Genomic DNA, 24,127 nt, shown 5'->3' on the forward strand with positions numbered 1-24,127 from the left:
TCATCAATTCCTTTTTGTAATAGCAACTTTGTAGAATATTTCCTACTTATGGCTAATTCTTTTTGGTTTAAAATAATTTTGAAATAAAATTTACCGTTTCCCGATTTAAATTTCATGAAAATCAAATCGGGTAGATGTCTTTTAATATATTCAATTTCTTCCTCACATTCAAAGCGTAGTTCAAAAGAATTACTTGTAAAAATAGTTTTCCCTTTTCGCGAAACTAATTCGTATTTATACAAACCGCTAAAACGTTTACTAATAACAAAAGTTGCCATAAAATTTAGAAATAAAAAAAGCCCCAAGAAAACTTGGAGCTTTAGTACTCAAGGCGGGACTTGAACCCGCACGGACATTGCTGCCCACTGGATTTTAAGTCCAGCGTGTCTACCAATTCCACCACTCGAGCATTATATTTTGGTAGTGTTGAGCGAAAAACGGGGTTCGAACCCGCGACCTCAACCTTGGCAAGGTTGCGCTCTACCAACTGAGCTATTTTCGCATTTGTTAAGAACTTCGCAATGCTTAGTTGTTCATTGCGAGTGCAAATATAAAACATATTTTTATTCTTACAAGAACTTTTTAAATAAAAATATAAACTTTTTTATAATGTTTTGATAATTAATAATTTATTTATGTTTTAATATACGAAAATTTACTTTTTAAATTAATAAATCTTTTTTCGTATGTGGTATAAGAAAGATGAGCTATTAAAATTGTTAGAGAAAAAGTAGCTATAAACATTGTTATATCTTTTATTATCGGATTAAATTCTTTTAAATAAGGAACCAAATAATATAGTAAAAAGTAGATTACAATTTGATGAATTAAATAAAGACCAAAGGAAATTTTACCTAAATAGTTCATCGTTTTATTCTCAATATTAAAGAGAGGAGCTTTGTTAATGGACAAATTCAAAATGCAAAATCCAAAAAGCCAAGGATTAATTAAGAAGTTTACTATGTTAAAAAAATCCGAAGAATAGCTTGTAATAATTATTGAAAAAAAAGCTAAACCAAAGACCAATAGTTGCATATTTTTTCCGAAAAAATTTTCTAGTTTAAAAGTGAATTTTAAAACTTTTAATTCTTTGGAATAACCTAAAATTCCAAATAACCCGCCTACAGCCATAGCATCAAATCTTGTAACACTTAAAATACTGGATATTGTTTGATACAGTTCTATACTTGTAAATTTGTTTAAAGCCATAAATAAAAATTTTAAAGCTGGTATGGCTAAAATTATTAAAAATATAATTTTATTTCGCCATTTTTGCTTCAATTTAATAACCCATGGCCAAAAAATATAAAATTGTTCTTCAATTCCAATAGACCAAATTACCCTAATTATTAGTGGTGTCATTTTTAATATTAGTGTTACATTGGTTAAAAAGAAAATATTTAATAATACGCTATTAAAATTAAAACGATTTATCTCTTTTTGATAGTAGCTAGGAATAATAAAAGGGATAAGAATATAGGTAAATAATAGCACCAAAAAATATAGAGGCCATATTCTTAATGCTCTTCTAATATAAAAATCTTTAACTTTTATAGTTTTAAATTTTTCTTGTTCTGCTAATAATAAATATGTAATTAAAAAGCCACTTAGCGTGAAGAAAATAGTAACTCCAAGTCCTCCAAAGTGTCCTAAATGTTGACCTAGTTTAGTTTTATTATTTAATAAATGAGAAATAATTACCATACAAGCAGCAATTGCTCTTAATGAGTTTAAATTAGACAAGTAAACTTTATTCATTAATTTATTTTTTAGTCAACATTCGTTTTATTTCATTTAGTTTCATTAAAGCCTCTACAGGGGTTAGTGTGTTAATGTCGATAGTAATTATTTCTTCTTTTATTTCTTCTAAAAGCGGATCATCTAAATTAAAAAAGCTCAATTGCAGTTCTTCTTCTTTTGGTAGCGCACTCCGCTCAGTATTAGAATGGTTTTTTTCTAGCCTTTTAAGCATTTTTTGTGCTTTTTGAATTACAGTTTGCGGCATTCCAGCCATTTTTGCTACATGAATACCAAAACTATGTGCGCTACCTCCTTTTATTAACTTTCGTATAAACAAAACGGTATCTTTTAATTCTTTTACAGCTACATTATAATTTTGAATGCGTTCAAAAGTAGCTTCCATTTCATTTAATTCATGATAGTGCGTTGCAAAAAGAGTTTTTGGTTTATAAGGATGTTCATGTAAATATTCTGAAATTGCCCAAGCTATCGAAATACCGTCGTATGTTGATGTTCCTCTGCCAATTTCATCAAGAAGTACCAAACTTCTTTCAGAAATGTTATTTAAAATAGAAGCAGTTTCGTTCATTTCGACCATAAAAGTAGATTCGCCCATCGAAATATTATCGCTTGCGCCAACTCGGGTAAAAATTTTATCTACAATTCCTATTTGTGCGCTTTCCGCAGGAACAAAACTTCCCATTTGTGCTAATAATACTATTAAAGCGGTTTGCCGTAAAATAGCTGACTTACCCGACATGTTAGGCCCAGTAATCATTATAATTTGTTGTTTTTCTGTGTCTAAAAACAAATCGTTTGCAATATAAGGAACGCCAATAGGAAGTTGCTTTTCAATAACAGGATGTCTTCCGTTTTGTATAATAAGCTCTAAGGTCGAATTAATTTCGGGTTGTACATAATTATTTTCAATTGCTAATTGGGTAAACGATTGTAAACAATCTAACTGTGCTATTAAATTAGCATTGTGTTGTACGGGTTTTATGTAAGTTGCAGTCCAATTTACTAGTTGTTCAAAAATTTTAGTTTCGAGTAATTGAATTTTTTCTTCGGCACCTAAAATTTTGGTTTCATATTCTTTTAATTCTTCGGTTATGTAGCGTTCGGCATTAACTAATGTTTGTTTGCGTATCCATTGGCTAGGCACTTTATCTTTATGCGTGTTTCGCACTTCTATATAATAACCAAAAACATTATTAAACGCTATTTTTAACGAAGGAATTCCTGTTTGTTCACTCTCGCGCTGTTCTAATTCTTCTAAATAGGCTTTTCCGTTTTGTGAAATATTGCGCAATTCGTCAAGCTCTTGGTTTATACCATTTGCAATAGCATTTCCTTTATTTATATTTACGGGTGCATCTGAAAATAGTGTAGTTTCAATTTTTTCGCGTAATAACTCGCAAGCATGTAAATTATCGCCTATAGTTTTTAAGGCTTCATTATTGCTTTGTAATGCTTTGTTTTTTATTGGAATAATAGCGTTTAACGATTCTTTTAAGTAAACCATTTCGCGAGGCGATATTTTTCCAGCAGCAACTTTAGAAATAAGACGTTCTAAGTCGGAAATTTGTTTTATTTGGAACTGAAAATGTGTTAAAAAGTTATCGTTTTCTTTTAAAAAACGAACCACTTCGTGCCTATTTCTTATGTTGTTTTCATCTTTTAAGGGCAATGCTAACCAGCGTTTAAGTAGCCTAGCGCCCATTGGCGAAAGGGTTTTGTCAATGACATCTAAAAGTGTAACCGCATTTACATTTGTAGAATGAAGAAGTTCTAAATTACGAATGGTAAAACGATCCATCCAAACGTAGGCATTTTCGGCTATTCGTTGAATGTTGGTTATGTGCTGAATTTTACTATGTTGAGTTTCCGAAAGATAATATAATATAGCACCCGAAGCTATAATTCCATCAGTTAAATCGTCTATTCCAAAACCTTTTAAAGAATTAGTTTGAAAATGCTTGGTTAAACTTTCTATAGCGTAATCTTCTTTATAAATCCAATCTTCTAGATAAAATGTATGATAATCTTCGCCAAAAATTTCTCTAAATTTTGTTTTGTATTGTTTTGGAATTAAAATTTCACTTGGATTAAAATTTTGCAATAATTTATCAATATAATCTTCGTTGCCTTGCGCGGTTAAAAACTCGCCAGTTGAAACATCTAAAAACGAAACGCCTAAAGTAATTTTTCCAAAAAAAACAGCGGCTAAAAAATTGTTCGATTTAGCTTGTAAAACTTCATCGTTCATGGCAACTCCAGGTGTTATTAATTCGGTAACACCTCGTTTTACAATTGTTTTAGCCATTTTTGGATCTTCTAATTGGTCGCAAATGGCTACTCGAAGTCCTGCTTTTACTAATTTTGGTAAATAAGTGTTTAAAGAATGATGTGGAAAACCAGCTAATGCTGTTTCGCTTTCGCTACCACTTCCTCTTTTGGTTAGGGTAATGCCTAAAATAGCTGCCGACCGAACAGCGTCGTCGCCAAAAGTTTCGTAAAAATCGCCTACGCGAAACAGTAAGCAAGCATCAGGATATTTTGCCTTAATGCTATTGTATTGTTTCATTAAAGGCGTTTCTTTTTTTGCTTTGGTTTCCTGTTTTTTTGCCACAATTATTGTTTTAGTTGTCTTGTTGCGAAGGTACTAAATTAACTGTCAAAACCAATAACCAATAAATTCCATTTTATAATTTAGTTGTAAAAATAGAAACCATAAAGCAAAATAATTTAGCTAATATTTGACTAAGCGTTAATGGGTTTGTAGTAAAATAAAATAGCCTAAATCTTGGTTTAGGCTATTAATGTTTTAAAAAATTACTTTCGATTTTATAGTATTGTTATCTTCATCGGTCATTTGAATTAACAGTACTGAATTTGTTTTAAGTATTGTTTGCGTTTCGATGCGGTTTGCATCAATTCCTAATTTACGCCACAATAGCCTCCCCTGCATATCGTAAACTTCAACTTTTTGTAATTTAGCTATAGTGCTGTTAAAGACTAAATTATTGTTGTTAACAAATGCAAACATTGTATTGGCGTTTGTGTTAAAAAAGGTATTGTTTAATGCAGCGTTATAGATTATTTCAAACCGAGCATTTTCTTCAATTGCATTAGAATAAAAAGAATAGCTATTTTCAGAAAGGTTAATTATGCTACCTGTAAAGTTATCTTTTAAATAAATGTTTTGGTTGTTTACAAATATACCTTCGGTGGCGTCTAGCGAAATAGTGAAAGTGCCGTCAACGTTTGTTTTGTAGCCAAGAGGCACAATGTCATCTGTGTTAAATGGGGCCGCTTTTCCTTGAATTACAAGTTTATTATCTTCTACTACAGAATATAAGCTAGCGTTACTATTGTTATATAGTTTTCCGTCGTATCCGTTATCGAAACCGTTTGTTGCATTTTCTACATAACCAATAAGAATTTGATTTTGAGGAGTTTCATCTGCTGAAAAATTCAACCAAAATTTATTGTTCTCAGTAGTAGCGCTTATTGTTTTAGCCATAAATTGATTATTACTTGTGGCGTTTCGCATACTGTTAGTAAAATAAAGTGTTCCGTTTACTGGAGTGTCAATAAGAAAACCTTGCCCAGATTCAATATATAAATCGGGAATAATAGAACCGCCATAAGCAGCTGTTCCGCCTGTTAAATTGCGGGTTGCCCAGTTGTTTTGTATGTAAATACCGCCTACAGGATCGTTTGTATTGGTCCAAAAATGAAGTGTTCCGTTGCTTGTAGCTTGGTTTCCTTCAATAAATTCTTCAATGTTAATAGGCGATGGGTATGGATTTCCTACTAAATTGTAACCAAGTGTAGCGCCATAATTTTCTACAGTTTGGTTAATTCTTCCGTTAAAAGGTGTTCCGTTAAAACTACCTGTCCAGTCAGTAGGAGTTGTAGTCCAGTTGTTCTCTGCTCGAATAGTATAACCTTTTGCAGGCAAAAAATTATGGGTTAAAGGGTCTATATTTATATAAGCTGTTTCAGTTGTTCCTCCTGCAGGATTAAATTCATAAAAACGTTGATTTAATGTTTCAGGAGAAAAGTTTTTTAAATTTTGATTGGCAACAGGTGATGACCAAAACACATAATTTAATCGTTTAATTGTAACGGTTTTATCTAATAGAATATTGCCAGTATTAGCAATTTCTTCGATTTGATAAATATTTGCATTATCATTTATTTTTAGTTGCGCTGTAGCAGCTACATCAATTTTTCCACGAACTATTAAATTATCGCCAGATAAAAAAGTAACAACAGCATTTCCGTTAACAGTTACCGAACAAGCTTCTAGATTGCTATTAGAAGTATAATCGTCGTTAAAAACTACTTGTGTTTCTTTGTTAGGAGCTCCGTTGCTCCAGTTTGATCCATCCCAAGTAGTTATGTTAGGACATTTTAGTTGTATATTGTTTACAATTTCATCAATTGCAAAAGCTACGTTATTAGGAGTTAAAGTAACATGAAATTCATTTTGCGTAGGCGCATAATAGGCATCAAAATTGGTAACATCTGTATTTACAATGTTTGCATACCAATTATTTCCAGAGGAAATAGCTAATGAGCTTTTTGCAGGAATAAAATCAAATTTTTTAATTTGAAGCGCATTTAAAAAGTTCGTAAGTGTAGGGTTAGAGCCAGCATCGGCTGCCAAACCTTCCATATCGAATTGACCTCCAGGAGCCGAATCTAAACCAGCAGTATAGCTAAAAGACCTAGCATTGGTTGCACCTGTACCAATAGTAACCCAAAAAAGCGTCCATATTTGTTTTCTTACACGGCTAACTTGTATGTTTCCATTGGCATTAGGTGTAAATTTAAGATCGAGTAAAGCTCTAGAAAAACCTTCGCTATCGGGTACATCTAAGCCGTTTAAAACGGTCATTCCAGGTGTTCCTGTCATTGCGCCATTAGAGGCGCCATTAGAAATAGCAATTTTTCTACACTTTTGAGGGAACCCCATTGTGTTTAATTCGGTTTGGAAAACGTTGCGATATGTTGGGTGTCCCGTTGGTAAAAGCGCTGTTGAGTTTTGATTAAATTCGGTTGTGCTACCACTAACTAAATGGCCTTCGAAATGATCGATAAGCATTTGTCTAGCTGCCGGACTTTTAAGCATAGCATCTACTATGGCTCGCACTGTTAAATCGGCAATATCACTGTCGTAGGCAATATAATTAAACATATGTTGCATTCCTATAGGAACATTGGCCCCTAAATGTGGAGAATCAAAAGACAACCAAAGTCTTGTATGATGATTCATTCCGTTCATTTCCATATAGCGAAGTGCATAGCGCGAAATTAAACCACCCATACTAGGGCCTATAACAACTAATTCTTGGTTTCCTACTTTATTTGCATTTAAATAATTAATGAGTTCAATTAAAACTCGTGCATTTCTTTGGATATAATCGACACCGCCATCAATATTTGTTACGCCATCTGGGCGTGTGTATTGTGGAAAATTTAAAACGACTACATCGTAACCTAAATCGCGAACGGTATTGCCTAAGTTTTGAGTAGGACTTCCATAGTTTAATAAATTGTAGATAGCACTTGTGTCTCTACCATCGCCAGGATCAAAACCATCGCAAACAATAACTATTTTGTCTAATAATCCTGCTTCGTTATCGTAATAAATTTGGAATTCTCCTTGTCCTGCATGAGCTGCAGATTCGTCGTATCCTTGATAGGTTAAAGAAGAAGTAATAGTTGTTACAGGTGTAATTTCACTTGTTAATCCTTGCGAAATGTTTTTGGAATAATCTAGCGGTTGTGCTTGCGCAATAAGTTTAAACGATACGGTATTTGTAAAAACTTCGCCATTATTTAATGTTATTTTAAAAACACCTTCTTTTATACCCGTTGTTTCAAAATTAATGGTTATTATTTCGTTTTCATTAATGGTTTTAAAACCTAGATTGTTAAAATTTACTTCTATTTTAGAAATTGTTTTATTTGTAGTGTTAAAAATTAAATCGCTTTTGAGTTGAAATTGAATTGAAGTACCTTTAAGTTGTTTAATTAAGGGAGAAGCTAATCCTACTTTGTAAGTATCAAATAAATCAATAGCGTTTGAAACAGGTTCGTATTGATTGTTGTTGTTTAAAATTAATTGATTTTGAGCTTTTACACTAGGTTTTAAGGCTTCAAACTCGGAAACTAAAATAGATATAGGAATAATACGGCTTGCAAAACCTTCTTCGGTTGCTTTTTCTAAAGTAGTTAAGCTAGGAAGTCTATTTAAAAAATCGGAACGTTGAATTTCATAAAAGGCTTGTTTGTAATATAAAGTGTTGCAAGCATCTTCTTTTTTTGATGTTAATTTAGCTATAGGAGCAACTCTGTTATATAAAATTTTAGTTTGTGTTTTATCTTTTAGTAAATCAAATTGATTATTTCTAGAATCTTTATTTTGAGACCAAGAAATAACAACAAAAAAAAGTAAAGTTAGTAATGTAATTTTTTTCATATCGGGTACAATTAAAATAGGATAATTAGATTATAAAAATATAAAAAAATATTTTAAAAATGAGATAGTTACACTTTATTATGGAAAACAAAGTAAATATCTATATAAACCAAAAAGAGTTGCTTTTAGCAACTCTTTTTGGTTTGTAGTATTTTGTAAGAAACTATTTTAAAAAAGGATAACGATAGTTTTCTGGTGTTACAAAAGTTTCTTTTATAGTTCTTGGCGAAACCCAACGGAGTAAGTTTAAGGCAGAACCTGCTTTATCATTAGTTCCTGATGCTCTTGCACCACCAAAGGGTTGATTACCTACAACTGCACCTGTTGGTTTGTCGTTAATATAGAAATTTCCGGCGCTGTTTTCTAAAGCTTTTGTAGCTTCTTCAATTGCATAACGGTCTTGACTAAAAATAGCGCCTGTTAGTGCATATTCAGAAGTGGTGTCTATTAGCTCTAGTGTTTCATTCCATTTTTCGTCATCGTAAATGTAAACCGTTAAAACAGGTCCAAAAAGCTCTGTTTCCATGGTTTTGTATTTAGGATTAGTGGTTACAATTACTGTTGGCTCTATAAACCAACCTTTCGATTTGTCGTAGCCACCACCAATAATAACTTCGGCATCTGCATCTTGTTTTGCTTGGTCTATATAAGATGCTAGTTTGTTAAAAGAACCTTCGTGAATTACAGCCGTAAAGAAGTTAGATAAATCATCTGGAGCTCCCATTTTTATAGTGCTTATTTCTTTTTCTAATTCTGTTTTTATAGCATTCCATAAACTTTTAGGGTAGTAGGCTCTTGATGCGGCAGAACATTTTTGACCTTGGAATTCGAAAGCTCCTCGTATAGAGTTTGCTACTACTTGTTTTACATTTGCTGATGGGTGTGCTACAATAAAATCTTTTCCACCTGTTTCGCCAACGATTCTTGGGTAGGTTTTGTAGTTGTGAATATTAGTTCCAATTTTTACCCATAAATCTTTAAAAACGTGGGTAGAACCCGTAAAGTGAATTCCAGCGAAATCTGGGCTTGCTAAAATAGTATCTGTAATCATTATAGGGTCGCCATAAACTACGTTTATTACGCCATCAGGCACACCTGCTTCTTTAAAAACATCAACAATTACTTTTGCAGAAAATATTTGGCTATCGCTTGGTTTCCAAACCACAACGTTGCCCATCATAGCGGCACTTGCTGGCAAATTAGCTGCGATAGCTGTAAAATTAAATGGTGTTACAGCATATACAAAACCTTCTAATGGACGTTGCTCTAAACGATTCCAAACCGACGAATCTGAAATAGGTTGGTCTTTGTAAATTTGCGTCATAAATTCTACATTAAATCGCAAAAAGTCAATTAACTCACAAGCAGCATCAATTTCGGCTTGATGTACTGTTTTAGATTGTGCAATCATAGTTGCGGCATTAATTTTTGCTCGGTAAGGTCCAGCAATTAATTCGGCTGCTTTTAAGAAAATAGCAGCCCGACTTTGCCACGACATTTTAGACCATTTTTTGCGAACTTCTAAAGCTGAAGCAATGGCTTTTTCTACGTGCGATTTTTCGGCTAAATGGTATTTTCCTACAATATGTTGATGGTCGTGCGGTGCCGACATTGTTTTGGTATTGCCGGTTTTTATTTCTTCATTGCCAATATACAAAGGAACATCAATTTGTTGGTTCCACATTTTGTTGTAAGCCTCTAATACTTGCTCTCTTTCGGGTGTTCCTGGTGCATACGATTTTACTGGTTCGTTTACAGCCTTTGGAACATTAAAAAATCCTTTAGACATATTTTGTTTTTTTAAGAATTGTGTAAAAAATAAGTACAAAATTACTAAAAAAATATAGTTTTTTCAGTAATTAAAGTAACATTAAATAAATAGCATTAATTAAGAGCAAACGGAGCGCTTAATCGAAAAGTAGGCACATTAACTTTAAAGCTTTTAGAAGAAGTAAAATTAATCATGTTAAAATGACCTTTCATTGCCCCAATTGGCGAAGCTAAAAGACAGCCCGAAGAATATGCATGTTTTTCGCCTGGTTTTAAAACGGGTTTTTTGCCAACAACACCTTCGCCATCAACAATTTCTTTTCCGTTTAAAGCATCAAAAATTTCCCAATGACGCGATTTTAACTGTACCGAATCTTTACTTTGATTTTCTATAGTTATATGATAACTAAAAGCAAAATGAATTTTGTAGTTTTTAAAGTAAGTGCCTTCAAAACTAGTTAAAACCGAAATTTTAATACCTTTTGTTATTTGTGTTATCATAGCAATACAAATCCTAACGAAAACATGATAAAAGATGAAATTATCATTATAATTAGAAATAGTGGATGTAAAATTACAAATTTTAAAATGGTTTTCCAACGACTAAAATTATAAAAATTTCTTAAAGCGCGATATAAATAATAAGGTAATATAAGAAAGAAACCAATAGATGTAATAAAATTGGAAAGATTTATAGAAAAAATTGCAATTAGTTCTGTAAACAATACAAATAAAAATAAGAAGGTGTAGAAGGAATAAGTAAAAATTAAATGATCGGTATAATTGTATTCTTTTCTGTAAAAAGTAATCCAAAAAATTAAAGCGATAAATGGTATAGTGAGAAAAAGTAAAAAAGGTAATTTTTCTACGATTAAACCGCCAGCTTCTTGCATAATTTCTTTTGTTTTAAACTTTTCAGCTTTGTTGTATAAAAAAATATTCACATTTGAATTTTCAAATTGAAGCTCTTTAAAGGTTTCGCTTTTTCCTTTTTCAGGAAATTTTTCTCTAAAATTTTTAAAAGTAAGTATTTTGTTTGTTGCTAAGCTAACAATGTTGCTGCTGTTTTTTTTCAAAAAGGCTTCGTTGTAAATAGAATCTTTATTTATATGAGCTAGTTTTAAGGTTTTTTTATTGCCTAAAAATTGCTGATTTACAGTTACACTATCGAGTGTTTCTTCTTCTTTTGTTTCGTGCGAAGGATTTATTTTAACTATTCCACCGGCATATTGTTTTTCTTTATTTGGGTTATTATTGTCATAAAAATCACTTAAGATGCTCATTGTTAAAAACAAAATAATCGAAACATTTAAAAACAATCGAAACGGATTGGCAAATGTGGTACGCTGTCCTTTTATATAAAGTTTTGGTAATACACCAGGTTTTGTAAAAAGATAAACTATCGAATTCCGTATTTTAGAATCGTAGGCATAAAAATTAGATAAAAATTCTTCAAAAAAGTCTTTTAAAGTAATTTTTTTAGTTGAGTTTAATTGTCCGCAATGGTGGCAATATTTTTCACTAATATCTAAAGGAGTAAAGCAATTTAAGCACTTTTCTCCTCTGTATTGAACTTCTTTTCTACTCATTAATTTCGAATATTTTCACTATTGTTTGTAGCTCGTCCTATAACTCTATCGTAGCGTTCGGCATTACCGCGATAATACACTAAAACAGCGTAGTTGTTTTCTGTTTGGTAAAAATTTCCATCAATAGCATTTTTAAAATCGATAACATTTTGGTTGTTTGCAATAGTGTATTGATAGTTAGTGTAACCTTGTTTTATTAAAACGGCTTTTTCAAAAACATTTTTTTCTTTATTATAGTCTAATTTGTATTCGTTTGTTAACGCGTAGTTGTTAAACATACCGTTTACGTAAATGGCATTGTTAGAAAAAAAATCGGGTGCCGATAATGAAAAATAGACCCAAGTATAATCGGCTTCAATTTCATTGTCTTCTACCGCACCTACATTGGTTACATAAAAATTACCGTTAAAATCTGGCAAGTAAGTATATACTTTGTTTTTTCGAGCCAAATTAGTATATAAAAGCGAGTTGTAAATGTCGCCAGCCGTAACAGCTGCTACACTATTGTTTGTAATACGAATATTAGAAGTGTCTAGTGTGTAAAATTCGTTTCCTGCCCAAAATTGTGTTTCACTATCGTATCGATATACTAGTTCCGAACCAATGGTGTATTGTGGTTTAATATTGCCAATAGCTGTTTTTAAGTTTCCATTTTGTATTAGTAAAATATTCACATTGTTTTTAGGATCTTGTAGCAAATTATCGCCATAATTAATTACAATTTCCATATTTTGTTTCTCGTTAATTACATTAAAATCGCGAGCTCTTCTTATAGAAAGACCAACGTTAATAGCGTCTTCATATACAATAAATTTACGAGTAAAAACTACTTCGCCATCATCGTCTAAAATGGTAACAATATAGTTTCCACTTTTCGTTATCGAATTAAAACGATTAGGAAACGAAAGCGTATAATGCGAGTACTGCTGTAGGGTGTTGTACGAATTTTTGTAAGTCATAATTCGTTGGTTATCTATTCCTTTTAAAAATTCTACTTTAGCTAAGCCCGATGGTGTCCAATCGTAATTATAATGTTGAATGGTATAATAATAATCGGCTTCATTTCCAAATAAATCATCAAATTGTAGTTCAAAACTTTCTCCCAATCTAAAATAAGGATAAACGCTATTCCCTTTTTGAAAAAAAGCAACGGTTTTTATATTATACGGAGGATTTTTTTCTATAGCCACTTGACTATTAGCCGATAAAAAAGTTAAAAACACTATAAAAGAATAAATGCAATATTTCATAACCAATTATTTTAGGTAAAAATAAGAATTCTAAATGAAAAGAAGAACAAAAACTTTGCCGTAAAAAACAAATAATTTAGAATGAATATAAATAAAATAAAATATAACACTATATTTTTAAAAGAATTATGTAAATGGTTAAATTTGCACGTTTAAAAAATTAGTACTAACCATATCTTTAACAATATGTCACAAGACATTCGAATTAAAAAAGGTTTAGACCTTAAGTTAAAAGGAAGCGCGGCAAACAATACTGTTACCGTAGCTCGATCGAAAGTCTATGCTATTAAGCCTTTCGACTTTCATGGAGTAATTCCTAAAATGCAAGTTAAGGAAGGCGATACGGTAAAAGCGGGCGATATTATTTTTTCTTCGAAAGCAAATCCTGAAATTAAATTTGTTTCGCCAGTAAGTGGAACAATTCAAGAAATTGTTCGAGGCGAAAAAAGGGTAATTCTTGAAGTGAGAATTGCAGCCAACTCGCAAGATAACGCAGTAGAGCATAGCGTAAAAAATCCAAACGATTTAACAACAGAGCAAATAAAAGAAGTATTGTTAGCTTCTGGAACTTGGCCATTTATTAAGCAGCGTCCTTACGATGTTATGGCTAATCCAGCCGATTCGCCAAAAGCAATTTTTGTAACAGCGCTTCATTCGGCTCCGTTAGCGGTAGATTTAAATTACACGTTAGTTAATAAAAAAGAAGCTCTTATTGCAGGTTTCGATGCACTTAAAAAATTAACGGCAGGTAAAGTTCACGTTACAGTTGCGCCAAACGCTAGTTTTATGCCTAATGTTTCGGGTGTGGCAATTCATAAAGGAATTGGTAAGCATCCAGTGGGTTTGGTTTCTACACAAATTGCAAAAATTAATCCTATAAACAAAGGCGAAAAAGTTTGGGTTTTAAATATTGAAGATGTTGCCACAATAGGAGAGCTATTTTTAACAGGAAGAGTAAACTTTGAAAAAACGGTTGCTTTAACAGGTACAGGTTTTGAGAACCCGTCGTATGTAAATGTAATTTCTGGCGCACAAATGAAAGATGTAGTGGCAGGAAATTTAAAAGATGGAAATTACCGTATTATTAGTGGAACGGTTTTAACAGGCGATAAAAAATCGAAAGACGACTTTTTAGGTTTTTATCATAACCAAGTTACTGCAATTCCAGAAGGCGACGATTACGATTTCTTTGGTTGGAATTTACCACGACCAAACAAGTTTAGTGTGTACAGAGCAGGAATGTTCTCGTTTTTAACACCTAATAAAAAGTACGATTTAAATACGAATACCAACGGAGAACACAGAGGTTTTGTATTAACTGGCGAATACGAGAAAGTTTGTCCGCTTGATATTTATCCTATGCAATTGTTAAAAGCTATTTTAGTTAACGATATTGATCAAATGGAAGCATTAGGGATTTATGAAGTTGCTCCTGAAGATTTTGCTTTAACAGAGTTTGTAGATGTTTCAAAACAAGATCATCAACAAATTGTAAGAAAAGGATTAGACTTAATGATTAAAGAAGTTGGTTAATAGTCTAAAGTAATAAAATCACAAAAAATGAGTTTAAAACAAAATTTACATAATTTAAAAGAAAAGTATCGCGGAACAAAAATGGAGCAAAGCTTTAATGCGCTGCATACGTTTCTTTATATGTCTAACATTACCACACATGCTGGTTCACATGTTAGAGATGCTGCCGATTTAAAACGTGTGATGAACACAGTTATTATGGCAATGATTCCTGTATTATTATTCGGTATGTTTAATGCAGGTTACCAAATGAACGGACAAATTAATGGTTTCGATGCTATCGATTTTTTTACACTAGATAACTTTTTAGTAGGATTAAAAAAGATTCTTCCTTTGTTAATTGTATCTTACGGTGTTGGTTTAGGTATCGAGTTTATATTTGCGACAGTTAAAAAACACGAAGTAGAAGAAGGTTACTTAGTAACAGGTATGCTTGTACCATTAATTGTACCTATCGATATTCCATTATGGATGCTAGCAGTTGCCGTTGCATTTGGTGTAATTATCGGTAAAGAGTTATTTGGTGGAACAGGAATGAATGTCTTAAATCCGGCACTTACTATTCGTGCTTTCTTATTCTTTAACTGGGCAGCTTGGATGTCGGGCGATAAAGTTTGGGTTCACGGCGCAGTAGATGGCGTTATGAAAGCAAACGGAGTAGATGCTATTTCTGGCGAAACTATTTTAGGTCAATTGGCACAAAATAAAGTAGTAGATCATAGCACTTGGGATATGTTCATGGGGTTAATTCCAGGTTCAGTAGGAGAAACTTCTACAGTATTAATTTTATTATCAGGTTTGTTCTTAATTATTACAGGTATAGGTAGTGCTCGTATTATGCTATCAGCAGTTATTGGCGCAGCACTTATGGCATTTTTCTTTAATTTCTTAGTAGATGCAAATGTAATTGTAGAAGGAAGTAAATTTTATAGTTTAATGGCATTCGAATGGTGGCAACATTTATTGGTAGGAGGTATTGCATTTGGTATTGTGTTTATGGCAACAGACCCAGTTTCTGCTTCTCAAACCAATACGGGTAAATGGATTTATGGCTTTTTAATTGGATTGTTTTCAATCTTAATTAGAGTTTTCAACCCAGCGTATCCAGAAGGTGTAATGATGGCGATTTTATTGATGAACGTATTTGCACCTACTATCGACCATTATGTGGTTCAAGCTAATATAAAACGAAGAATGAAACGTTTAAAACTTAAAACTACTTAATTATGTCAGCAAAACGTACAGATTCAAACGGATATACTATCATTTTTTCAATAGTAATGGTAGTAGTAGTGGGTTCTTTGTTGGCATTTTTCGCAAATGCAACAAAGCCAATGCGCGATAATAACGATAAAGTTAAAACACAAATAGATATTTTAAGCGCTATGGGTGTTGAAGCTAATCGTACAAATGCCACAGAAACTTTTAATCAATACATCAAAAAACAGCTTGTAATTGAAGGTACAACAGCTACCGAAAATAACGAAGCTTACTTAATTGATATTAAAAAAGAACAACAAGCAGCAAAAGAAGGTAAAGTACAACGCTTACCATTATTTATTGGCGAAAAAGAAGGTAAAACCATTTATATTATTCCTGTAAGAGGTAATGGTTTATGGGATGCTATTTGGGGCTATGTGGCGCTAAACGACGATTTAAAGTCAATAAATGGTGTGTATTTCGATCATAAAGGCGAAACACCAGGTTTGGGTGCTAATATTACCGAACCATTTTTTGAAGACGATTTTAAAGGCGAAATGATTTATGATGCTGCTGGAAATTATAAGGCAGTCGAAATTTCAAAATCAAACGCCGATCCAAATAACGAAGACAAAACAGACAATCAGGTTGATGCAATTTCAGGAGCAACTATAACTGGAAACGGAGTAGGAGCTATGCTTAAAAAAGGAATTGGTTTGTATTTGCCTTATTTTGAAACATTAAAAAAATAAACTATGGCAGAAAATAAAACATCAGAAAAAGAGCCATTGTTCTCAAAAAAGAATCAAGAACTTGTTAAAGATCCACTATGGGATAACAACCCTATTACTGTACAAGTATTAGGTATTTGTTCTGCTTTAGCAATTACTGCCGAGTTAAAAGCCTCGGTAATTATGGCATTATCGGTAATGTTTGTATTAGCAATGGGTAACGTTGTTATCTCGTTAATGCGAAATATTATTCCAGGTTCTATTCGTATTATTGTACAATTAGTTGTAGTAGCTGCATTGGTAATTATAGTAGATTTAACACTAAAAGCCTATGTGCCCGATTTGGCTAAGAAATTATCAGTATTTATCGGGTTAATCATTACTAACTGTATTATTATGGGGCGTTTCGAAGCATTTGCACTTGGTAACACACCTTGGAAATCGTTTTTAGACGGAATTGGTAACGCAGCAGGATATGGTTTAATATTAGTAATTGTTGGTTTTTTCCGCGAATTATTAGGTTCAGGTAAATTATTTGGTTTTCCTGTATTTGGCGATCCAGTTGAAAAAACAGGATTGTATGCTATAGGATACGAAAACAATGGCTTTATGTTATTGGCACCAATGGCGTTAATTACATTAGGATTAATTATTGGTTTTCAACGTTCAAGAAATAAAAGTTTAATCGAAGAATAACACACTAAGAAATGGAATTATTACAATTATTTTTAAAATCAATTTTTATTGATAATATGGTATTCGCCACATTCTTAGGAATGTGTTCTTACTTAGCAGTTTCTAAAAAAGTATCAACGGCAGTTGGTTTAGGAGCAGCGGTAATTTTCGTTATGTTAGTAACGGTACCATTAAACTATTTGTTAGACCAATACATACTTCGACCAGGAGCATTAGTATGGTTAGGAGAAGAATATGCAGATTACGATTTAAGTTTCTTAACTTTCATTTTATTTATAGCAACTATTGCAACAATGGTTCAGCTAGTAGAAATGATTGTTGAGAAATTTGCACCAGCATTATACAACTCATTAGGTATTTTCTTACCATTAATTGCTGTAAACTGTGCCATTTTAGGAGGCTCATTGTTTATGCAGCAAAAAGAGTTCGCTAATATTACAGAAGCTACAGTTTACGGTGTAGGTTCGGGTATTGGTTGGTTTTTAGCAATCCTAGCCATTGGTGCTATTCGCGAAAAAATTCGTTATTCTAATGTTCCGCCAGCTTTTAGAGGTTTAGGTATGACATTTATATTAACCGGATTAATGGCCATTGGGTTTATGTCTTTCGGTGGTATGTTAACAGGAGGCGATGAAACGCCCGCTAAAAAAGATGTTGTAGAAAATGTAGCACCAGTAATTGAAAAAGAATCAATTATTGAACAAACTATAGATTCTACAGCTGTTGAAGTAGTAAAAGATTCAGTAACGGTAATAGCACAAAATTAATTATGATAGCATTAGAAGTTAGTACTACGGGATTAATATCAACAACCGTAATAGCATTTTTAGTATTACTGTTAATTTTAGTAGCTGTTATTTTGTTTGCAAAAGCAAAATTAGTCCCATCTGGTCCAGTTACTATTAAAATTAACGGAGAAGAAGAAATAGAAGTTGGTTCAGGAAACTCATTGCTTTCTACATTAGGAAGTGCAAAAATTTTCTTACCATCGGCCTGCGGTGGTGGTGGAACTTGTATCCAATGTAAATGTAAAGTATTAGAAGGAGGTGGAGAAGCACTACCAACCGAAACACCTCATTTTAGCCGTAAAGAGTTAGCCGAAGGTTGGCGATTAGGTTGCCAAGTAAAGGTAAAAGGCGATATGAAAATTGAAGTACCAGAAGAAGTTTTTGGTATTAAGAAATTTGAAGCCAAAGTATATTCAAACTACAACGTAGCCTCTTTTATTAAAGAGTTTATAGTAGAATTACCAGAAGATATGCACTACGAGCCAGGAGGTTATATTCAAATTGAAATTCCGCCTTGCGAAATTAAATATACTGATATCGACATTACAGCTCACCCGGTAGAGCATCCAGGAGAACCTGAAAAATTTAAAGTAGAATGGGATAAATTTAATTTATGGCCATTAGTTATGAAAAATAACGAAACTGTAGAAAGAGCTTACTCAATGGCTTCGTACCCTGCAGAAGGTCGTAAAATTATGCTAAACGTTCGTGTGGCTACCCCACCATGGGATAGAGCTGCTAACGGATGGATGAAAGTAAACCCAGGTGTTGCATCGTCGTATATTTTTTCTCGTAAAGCAGGCGATCCTGTAACAGTTTCTGGACCTTATGGAGAGTTCTTTATTAATGAATCAGATGCAGAAATGTTATACATAGGCGGTGGAGCAGGTATGGCACCTATGCGTTCGCATTTGTATCATTTGTTCCGTACAGTTAAAACAGGAAGAAAAGTTACGTATTGGTACGGAGGTCGTTCTAAAAGAGAATTGTTTTATGTAGATCATTTTAGAGCTTTAGAGAAAGATTTTCCTAACTTTAAATTTTACATAGCATTATCTGAACCATTACCAGAAGACAACTGGAAAGTAAAAGATGGAATTAATGGAGAAGGAGATGGTTTTGTAGGTTTTATCCATAATGTAGTTATAGATAACTATTTAAAACATCACGAAGCACCAGAAGATATCGAATTTTATTTCTGTGGCCCACCTATGATGAATAATGCCGTTGTTAAAATGTGCGACGATTGGGGTGTTCCTAAAGAAAATGTTCGTTTCGACGACTTTGGGGGATAATAACTCAAATACAAACATAAAAAAGTTCCACATTTGTGGAACTTTTTTTATAACGTAATTTTATAAGTTTATATTAAATAACGTGAGTTCGATACAAAAAATATTATAAAGCAATGCGTAGCATTGCATAGCTTTTACGCAGAATAGTTTGAAAAAGCTTTGAAAAACAGGAGCAAAGCGACGCAAAGTTTTTCAAACGGTTTTAATCAGAGATTAAAAATTCCTCGTAAAAGTGTCCTTTCTTTTGATTCGTTTTCTTTGGACAAGCAAAGAAAATGAATAATAAAAAGACAAATAAAGTGTAAAGTACTGAAAATGAGAAATACACTTTTAAAAATTAAGTAAAGTTATATCGAACTCACGTTAAATAATATCGAGTGTTTTAGCTTTAGCAAGTAAATCAATTAAATTGCTTACGCTAAGTTTTGCTAATAAACGAAGTTTGTAGGTACTAATTGTTTTTTCGTCTAAACCTAAAATTTGAGCAATTTCTTTATTTTTCTTACCATCATTTAAGTAGCGTAAAACTTCAATTTCTCGAGTCGATAGCTTTTTATGCAACCTATCGGTTTTATTTCCTTTACTTAAAAGGTCAATTTTTTTCTTTACTTCTTCGCTATATACTTTTTCGCCATTATTTACCTTAACAATTATTCTTTCTAATTCGTGTAGCGAAGTTGTTTTTTCCACATAAGCATAAACACCCGCTTTAATAGCGTTTGAAGCATACATTTTTTCGGGAACGGTAGTATATAAAATTATTTTAGAATCTGGGTTTTGAGCAACTAATTTTTTAATGTCTTTTATACTCAATACTCCAGAAAGTTCTAAATCTAATATAATAATGTCAGCTTTGTGAGTGTTTAAAAGTATATTCAACTCTTCGAAACTTGTAGCTTTTAAAGGAACATCTATTTTTGGATTGTCCTTAAAATACGACATAATTCCTAGAAGCACCACAGGTTGGTTATCAGCTATACATATTTTAATCATAGTAGCTTTTTTATATTTTTAAAGATAGGTGGTTTTTTTAAAAAATACCAAGGTTAAAGTAAATAAAAAATTACTAAAAAAGCAAGTTTTATTTCATCTTTTTAGGAATAATGCAAATTGGTATTGGATTCATTTTGTGTTGATTAGCTTTATTCAATTTAGTGAAAATAGCAAAAACTTCTGCTTCTCTTCCCGAAAAGTTAGTTATAGTACTTCCCTTTTCATATGCTAACATAGCCCATTCTAACTCGTCGTAACTAGCGCCTAATTGGTCTTCGTCGCTTCTATCATCGCCAAATAAACCATCGGTAGGCTTTGCTTTTAAGATACTTTCCGATATATTTAAATAAGCAGCTAGTGCTCTCACTTCGCTTTTCATTAAATCGGCTATTGGACTAATATCTACGCCGCCATCGCCATATTTTGTAAAAAAACCGACACCAAAATCTTCAACTTTGTTTCCTGTGCCTGCTACTAAAAACTGATGAATACCCGCAAAATAATATAAAGTAGTCATTCGTAATCGAGCTCTAGTGTTCGCTAGCGTTAAATCGAGCAAAGCAATGTTATCACTTGTAGGAATTTGTGATTTAAAAGATTCGAAAACAGGTGTTAAGTCTGCTCGCTGTTGTATAACATTAGAAAACTTATTCTTTAAATTGTTTATATGTTCGTTAGCTCTATCAACATGGCTTTGTGCTTGATGTATGGGCATTTCAACGCAAAGGGTTGGTAATCCAGTCTGTGCACATAAGGTCGAGGTTAAAGCACTATCTATTCCGCCCGAAATTCCTACAACAAAACCTCTTACTTTGGCATTTGTAGCATATTCTAGTAACCAATTAACAATGTGTTTATTTATTTCTTCTGCATTAAATGTTTTTGAAACAGCCATTTCTTAAAATATAAGGTTAAAATTTTAGTGTTAATTGTACCATTTTATTTTTCGCAATTAAATACTATAACGGTATCTTTGTCGTTTTTATTAAACGTACCAAAAATAAAAATTTACAATTGTTTTATGAAGAAATTAGTTTATTTTTCTTTACTATTCCTGTTGTTTTTTTCGTGTAAAACCGAAACAAAAAAACAATTTGAAACGATAAAGGTTGAGTCTGTTGCTGTTACAATTGAAAGGTTTGACAAGCTGTTTTACGAGTCTAAACCCGAAAACTTGGCTTTACTAAAAAAGGAATACCCGTATTTGTTTCCTAGCCAAGTTGAAGATACTGTTTGGACAAATAAAATTAACGATAAACTATTGCGTGAATTATACCAAGAAGTTCAAAAAAAATATCCAAACAATAACGAATTAGAAAATGAGTTAGGCAATTTATTTGCTCGCATTCAATATTATTTTCCTAAAGCAACTGTTCCTAAAGTAATTACTTTAATTAACGAAGTAGATAAAGATGCCAAAGCCATTTATACAGATAGTTTGGCTTTACTTTCTTTAGATTGTTATTTGGGCGAAAAACATCGCTTTTATGAAGATTTCCCAAGCTATCAGCGTATAGAATTTAATGAAGATCAAATGATGCCCGATTTGGTTAAAAGTTTTTCGCTATACAAAATTCGTTATCCTAACGATAATACCTTGCTTTCGCAAATGATTTACTATGGAAAGCAATTATACTTAAAAGATGTATTGTTGCAAGGTTTTTCAGACGAAGCTAAAATTGCATACAGCGAAAACCAGTTAAAATGGTGCCAAGAAAATGAAACGCAAATGTGGAGTTATTTTATAGAAAATAAATTGTTGTTTGATGCTAATCCAAAAAATAACTTCCGATTTATAAACGATGCGCCTTTTTCAAAATTTTACTTAGAAATAGATAACGAATCGCCAGGTAGAGTTGGGCAATGGTTAGGCTGGCAAATTGTGCGTAGCTTTATGAAAAATAATGCCGTATCTTTGCCCGAAATGTTAGCAATAGACGCTAAAACTTTATTTGAAAATTCAAAATACAAACCTGCAAAATAATGGCAAATAAAAAATCGGATATAAAAATTTCGGTAGCATTAGATGAAAATAATGTTCCCGAAAAATTGTTATGGTCTGCACAAGACGGAGGCGTAAATGCAGCCGAAGCAAAAGCCATGTTGTTATCTATTTGGGATCACAAACAAAAGGAAACACTTCGTATAGATTTATGGACAAAAGATATGCCAGTTGACGAAATGAAACAGTTTTTTCATCAAACACTTGTGGCTATGGCAAATACTTTTGAACGAGCAACTGCCGATGAAAAAATGAGTGCTACTATGCGCGATTTTTGCGATTATTTCGCTGAAAAATTAGAGTTAAATAGCTAGTTTAAAGCAATTTATTTGAGTGAAAGGATTCGTTTATTTCGTCAATAAATGTTAATAACTCGTCTTTTCCTTCAGTATTTAAAGACGATGTTATAAAGTATTGCGGCATTTCTTCCCAACCTGTAGCAAGTAATTTTTTACGATAAGCGGCAACATTTTGTTGTGCTTTTACTTTACCTATTTTGTCAGCTTTAGTAAAAATAATACAAAACGGAATTTCACTTTCGCCTAAATAAGTAATAAATTCTAAATCAATTTTTTGAGCTTCAAGTCGAATATCTATCAATACAAAGCCACAAACTAGTTGTTCTCTTTTTTCAAAATATTCGGTTATAAATTTTTGAAAAGTAGCTTTTGTCGTTTTCGAAACTTTAGCGTAACCATAACCAGGCAAATCTACTAAATACCAATTCTGATTAATTTTAAAATGATTAATTAATTGTGTTTTTCCTGGGCGAGCCGATGTTTTGGCTAATTTTTTCTGACCAGTAAGCATATTTATAAGCGAACTTTTACCTACGTTTGAACGGCCAATAAAAGCATATTCGGGCAAAGGCTCATTCGGACATTTTTTCACATCCGAATTGCTAATTATAAATTCTGCACTAGTAATTTTCATTTCACTTATTTTGTCATTCTGAACTTGGTTCAGAATCTAAATTCACTATATTCTATAAAAAAGAAATTCCGAAATCGAAGATTCAGCGCAGCTAAATAAATTCGGAATGACACTTTTAAATATTATTTTTTTGCAACCAAGCAAACAAAAGTTGGTTAAACTCATCTGGGTGTTCCATCATTGCTGCATGGCCACATTTGTCTATCCAAAACAAATCGGAATTAGGGAGCAATTTGTTAAATTCTTCGGCAACTTCTGGTGGTGTTACTTTGTCGTTTTTACCCCAAATAATACAGGTTGGTACTTGCATTTTGGGTAAATCTTTTGCCATATTGTGGCGAATGGCGCTTTTTGCAATAGTTAAAGTTTTTAATAGTTTTATGCGGTCGTTTACGGTTGCAAAAACTTCGTCAACTATTTCTTTTGTGGCTACTTTGGGGTCATAAAAAACATCTTCACTTTTCTTTTTTATGTACTCATAATCGCCACGCTTAGGGTAACTTTCTCCCATTCCGCTTTCGTATAAACCAGAACTTCCTGTAATTACCAAACCTTTTACAAATTCGGGATACATTTTTGCAAAATATAAAGAAATATGGCCACCAAGCGAGTTTCCTAAAAGAACTACTTTCTCAAAACCTTTGTAAACAATAAAATCTTTCACAAATTTTGAAAAATCTTTCACATTTGTTTTTAAAATATTCTGGGTGTACAAGGGCAACTCTGGAATAACAACTTTAAATCCGTTTTTCGGGAAAAAAGTAGCCACACCTTCAAAATTACTTAAACCGCCCATTAAACCGTGTAAAACTATAATTGGCGTTCCTTCGCCAGCTTCAAAGTAAGTATATTTTTTGTCTGTTTTTAGCATAAAATTATTTCAAAATAAATCAAAAATGAAATATAAGCAAACATACATAATTTTAATGTATGTGCCAATTTTGAAATTAAATAATAACTTTTAAACGTGTAAATTTTAATTAATTTTTAAAATCAATCTTTTTTGACTTTTAATTAACAAAATAAGAAGGTCTGTAAAGAGTTAAAGGCTAATCTTTTGGAAAAAGCATTGCAATATATTAAAGTTATCAACAAATTCTTATAAAAACTA

At 32.3% G+C, this 24,127-nt stretch carries 20 protein-coding genes and 2 tRNA genes; 8 read left to right on the forward strand and 14 right to left on the reverse strand.

All coding sequences use genetic code 11. The annotated features are described in order from the left end of the window. From R2808_RS04250 to R2808_RS04295, 10 genes are all read right to left on the reverse strand, one after another. Positions 1-278, reverse strand: a 278-nt coding sequence (locus R2808_RS04250) for a DUF1508 domain-containing protein (protein ID WP_371269719.1), incomplete at its 3' end; no start/stop codon positions are given. Between the two features lie 45 nt (positions 279-323). Beyond that, positions 324-409 (reverse strand) — tRNA-Leu (locus R2808_RS04255). 20 nt (positions 410-429) lie between these two features. After that, a tRNA-Gly gene (locus tag R2808_RS04260) sits at positions 430-502 on the reverse strand. Between the two features lie 131 nt (positions 503-633). Further along, on the reverse strand, positions 634-1,758 hold the full coding sequence (locus R2808_RS04265) for an acyltransferase family protein (RefSeq protein WP_371269721.1): 1,125 nt from the start codon (positions 1,756-1,758) through the stop codon (positions 634-636). 4 nt (positions 1,759-1,762) lie between these two features. Further along, positions 1,763-4,327, reverse strand: coding sequence for a DNA mismatch repair protein MutS (gene mutS / locus R2808_RS04270; protein ID WP_371269817.1), 2,565 nt, complete (start codon positions 4,325-4,327; stop codon positions 1,763-1,765). Positions 4,328-4,567: 240 nt separating this feature from the next. Next, positions 4,568-8,236, reverse strand: a complete 3,669-nt coding sequence (locus R2808_RS04275) for a hypothetical protein (protein ID WP_371269722.1) — start codon at positions 8,234-8,236, stop codon at positions 4,568-4,570. A 163-nt stretch (positions 8,237-8,399) separates the two neighbouring features. Continuing rightward, positions 8,400-10,025 (reverse strand): L-glutamate gamma-semialdehyde dehydrogenase, encoded by a 1,626-nt coding sequence (gene pruA, locus R2808_RS04280; RefSeq protein ID WP_371269723.1) that lies wholly within the window; start codon positions 10,023-10,025, stop codon positions 8,400-8,402. 95 nt (positions 10,026-10,120) lie between these two features. After that, positions 10,121-10,507: a Co2+/Mg2+ efflux protein ApaG gene (gene apaG, locus R2808_RS04285; RefSeq protein WP_371269724.1), complete on the reverse strand. Its 387-nt coding sequence runs from the start codon at positions 10,505-10,507 to the stop codon at positions 10,121-10,123. Continuing rightward, on the reverse strand, positions 10,504-11,595 hold the full coding sequence (locus R2808_RS04290) for a DUF3667 domain-containing protein (RefSeq protein ID WP_371269725.1): 1,092 nt from the start codon (positions 11,593-11,595) through the stop codon (positions 10,504-10,506). The genes apaG and R2808_RS04290 overlap by 4 nt, the downstream gene beginning before the upstream one ends. Then, positions 11,595-12,845 carry a DUF5103 domain-containing protein gene (locus R2808_RS04295; protein WP_371269726.1) on the reverse strand — a complete coding sequence of 417 codons (1,251 nt, stop codon included), beginning with the start codon at positions 12,843-12,845 and terminating at the stop codon, positions 11,595-11,597. Before R2808_RS04295 ends, R2808_RS04290 begins: the two co-directional genes overlap by 1 nt. Before the next feature lie 186 nt (positions 12,846-13,031). Here R2808_RS04295 and R2808_RS04300 point away from each other — a divergent pair, with 186 nt between their 5' ends. From R2808_RS04300 to nqrF, 6 genes are read left to right on the forward strand one after another with little or no spacing between them, the layout of a single operon-like run. Next, positions 13,032-14,378 carry a Na(+)-translocating NADH-quinone reductase subunit A gene (locus R2808_RS04300; protein ID WP_371269727.1) on the forward strand — a complete coding sequence of 449 codons (1,347 nt, stop codon included), beginning with the start codon at positions 13,032-13,034 and terminating at the stop codon, positions 14,376-14,378. A gap of 27 nt (positions 14,379-14,405) precedes the next feature. Next, complete coding sequence (locus R2808_RS04305) at positions 14,406-15,602, forward strand: NADH:ubiquinone reductase (Na(+)-transporting) subunit B (RefSeq protein ID WP_371269728.1); 1,197 nt, start codon at positions 14,406-14,408, stop codon at positions 15,600-15,602. 2 nt (positions 15,603-15,604) lie between these two features. Continuing rightward, a complete protein-coding gene (gene nqrC / locus R2808_RS04310) occupies positions 15,605-16,330 on the forward strand; it encodes an NADH:ubiquinone reductase (Na(+)-transporting) subunit C (protein WP_371269729.1) in 726 nt (241 codons plus the stop codon). Positions 16,331-16,333: 3 nt separating this feature from the next. Continuing rightward, the gene (locus R2808_RS04315) at positions 16,334-17,005 is read left to right on the forward strand and encodes an NADH:ubiquinone reductase (Na(+)-transporting) subunit D (RefSeq protein WP_371269730.1); all 672 of its coding nucleotides are present in this window, start codon (positions 16,334-16,336) and stop codon (positions 17,003-17,005) included. Between the two features lie 11 nt (positions 17,006-17,016). Next, positions 17,017-17,772, forward strand: a complete 756-nt coding sequence (nqrE, locus tag R2808_RS04320) for an NADH:ubiquinone reductase (Na(+)-transporting) subunit E (protein ID WP_371269731.1) — start codon at positions 17,017-17,019, stop codon at positions 17,770-17,772. A gap of 2 nt (positions 17,773-17,774) precedes the next feature. After that, the gene (gene nqrF, locus R2808_RS04325) at positions 17,775-19,088 is read left to right on the forward strand and encodes an NADH:ubiquinone reductase (Na(+)-transporting) subunit F (RefSeq protein WP_371269732.1); all 1,314 of its coding nucleotides are present in this window, start codon (positions 17,775-17,777) and stop codon (positions 19,086-19,088) included. A 363-nt stretch (positions 19,089-19,451) separates the two neighbouring features. On the opposite strand, the gene R2808_RS04330 is transcribed toward nqrF, so the two are convergent. After that, complete coding sequence (locus R2808_RS04330) at positions 19,452-20,081, reverse strand: LuxR C-terminal-related transcriptional regulator (protein ID WP_371269733.1); 630 nt, start codon at positions 20,079-20,081, stop codon at positions 19,452-19,454. A gap of 88 nt (positions 20,082-20,169) precedes the next feature. Beyond that, positions 20,170-20,976 (reverse strand): NAD(+) synthase, encoded by an 807-nt coding sequence (gene nadE / locus R2808_RS04335; protein ID WP_371269734.1) that lies wholly within the window; start codon positions 20,974-20,976, stop codon positions 20,170-20,172. A gap of 126 nt (positions 20,977-21,102) precedes the next feature. Between nadE and gldB the strand changes: the two genes are divergently transcribed. Together gldB and gldC are read left to right on the forward strand one after the other, a co-directional pair. After that, the gene (gene gldB / locus R2808_RS04340) at positions 21,103-22,065 is read left to right on the forward strand and encodes a gliding motility lipoprotein GldB (RefSeq protein WP_371269735.1); all 963 of its coding nucleotides are present in this window, start codon (positions 21,103-21,105) and stop codon (positions 22,063-22,065) included. Next, positions 22,065-22,397 (forward strand): gliding motility protein GldC, encoded by a 333-nt coding sequence (gene gldC, locus R2808_RS04345; RefSeq protein ID WP_371269736.1) that lies wholly within the window; start codon positions 22,065-22,067, stop codon positions 22,395-22,397. The genes gldB and gldC overlap by 1 nt, the downstream gene beginning before the upstream one ends. A gap of 1 nt (position 22,398) precedes the next feature. On the opposite strand, the gene yihA is transcribed toward gldC, so the two are convergent. Both yihA and R2808_RS04355 read right to left on the reverse strand, forming a co-directional pair. Then, positions 22,399-23,016 carry a ribosome biogenesis GTP-binding protein YihA/YsxC gene (yihA, locus tag R2808_RS04350; protein ID WP_371269737.1) on the reverse strand — a complete coding sequence of 206 codons (618 nt, stop codon included), beginning with the start codon at positions 23,014-23,016 and terminating at the stop codon, positions 22,399-22,401. 115 nt (positions 23,017-23,131) lie between these two features. Beyond that, positions 23,132-23,887 (reverse strand): alpha/beta fold hydrolase, encoded by a 756-nt coding sequence (locus R2808_RS04355; RefSeq protein WP_371269738.1) that lies wholly within the window; start codon positions 23,885-23,887, stop codon positions 23,132-23,134. Positions 23,888-24,127 lie beyond the last annotated feature (240 nt).

The organism is Flavobacterium sp., from assembly GCF_041392005.1.
GTDB lineage: Bacteria > Bacteroidota > Bacteroidia > Flavobacteriales > Flavobacteriaceae > Flavobacterium.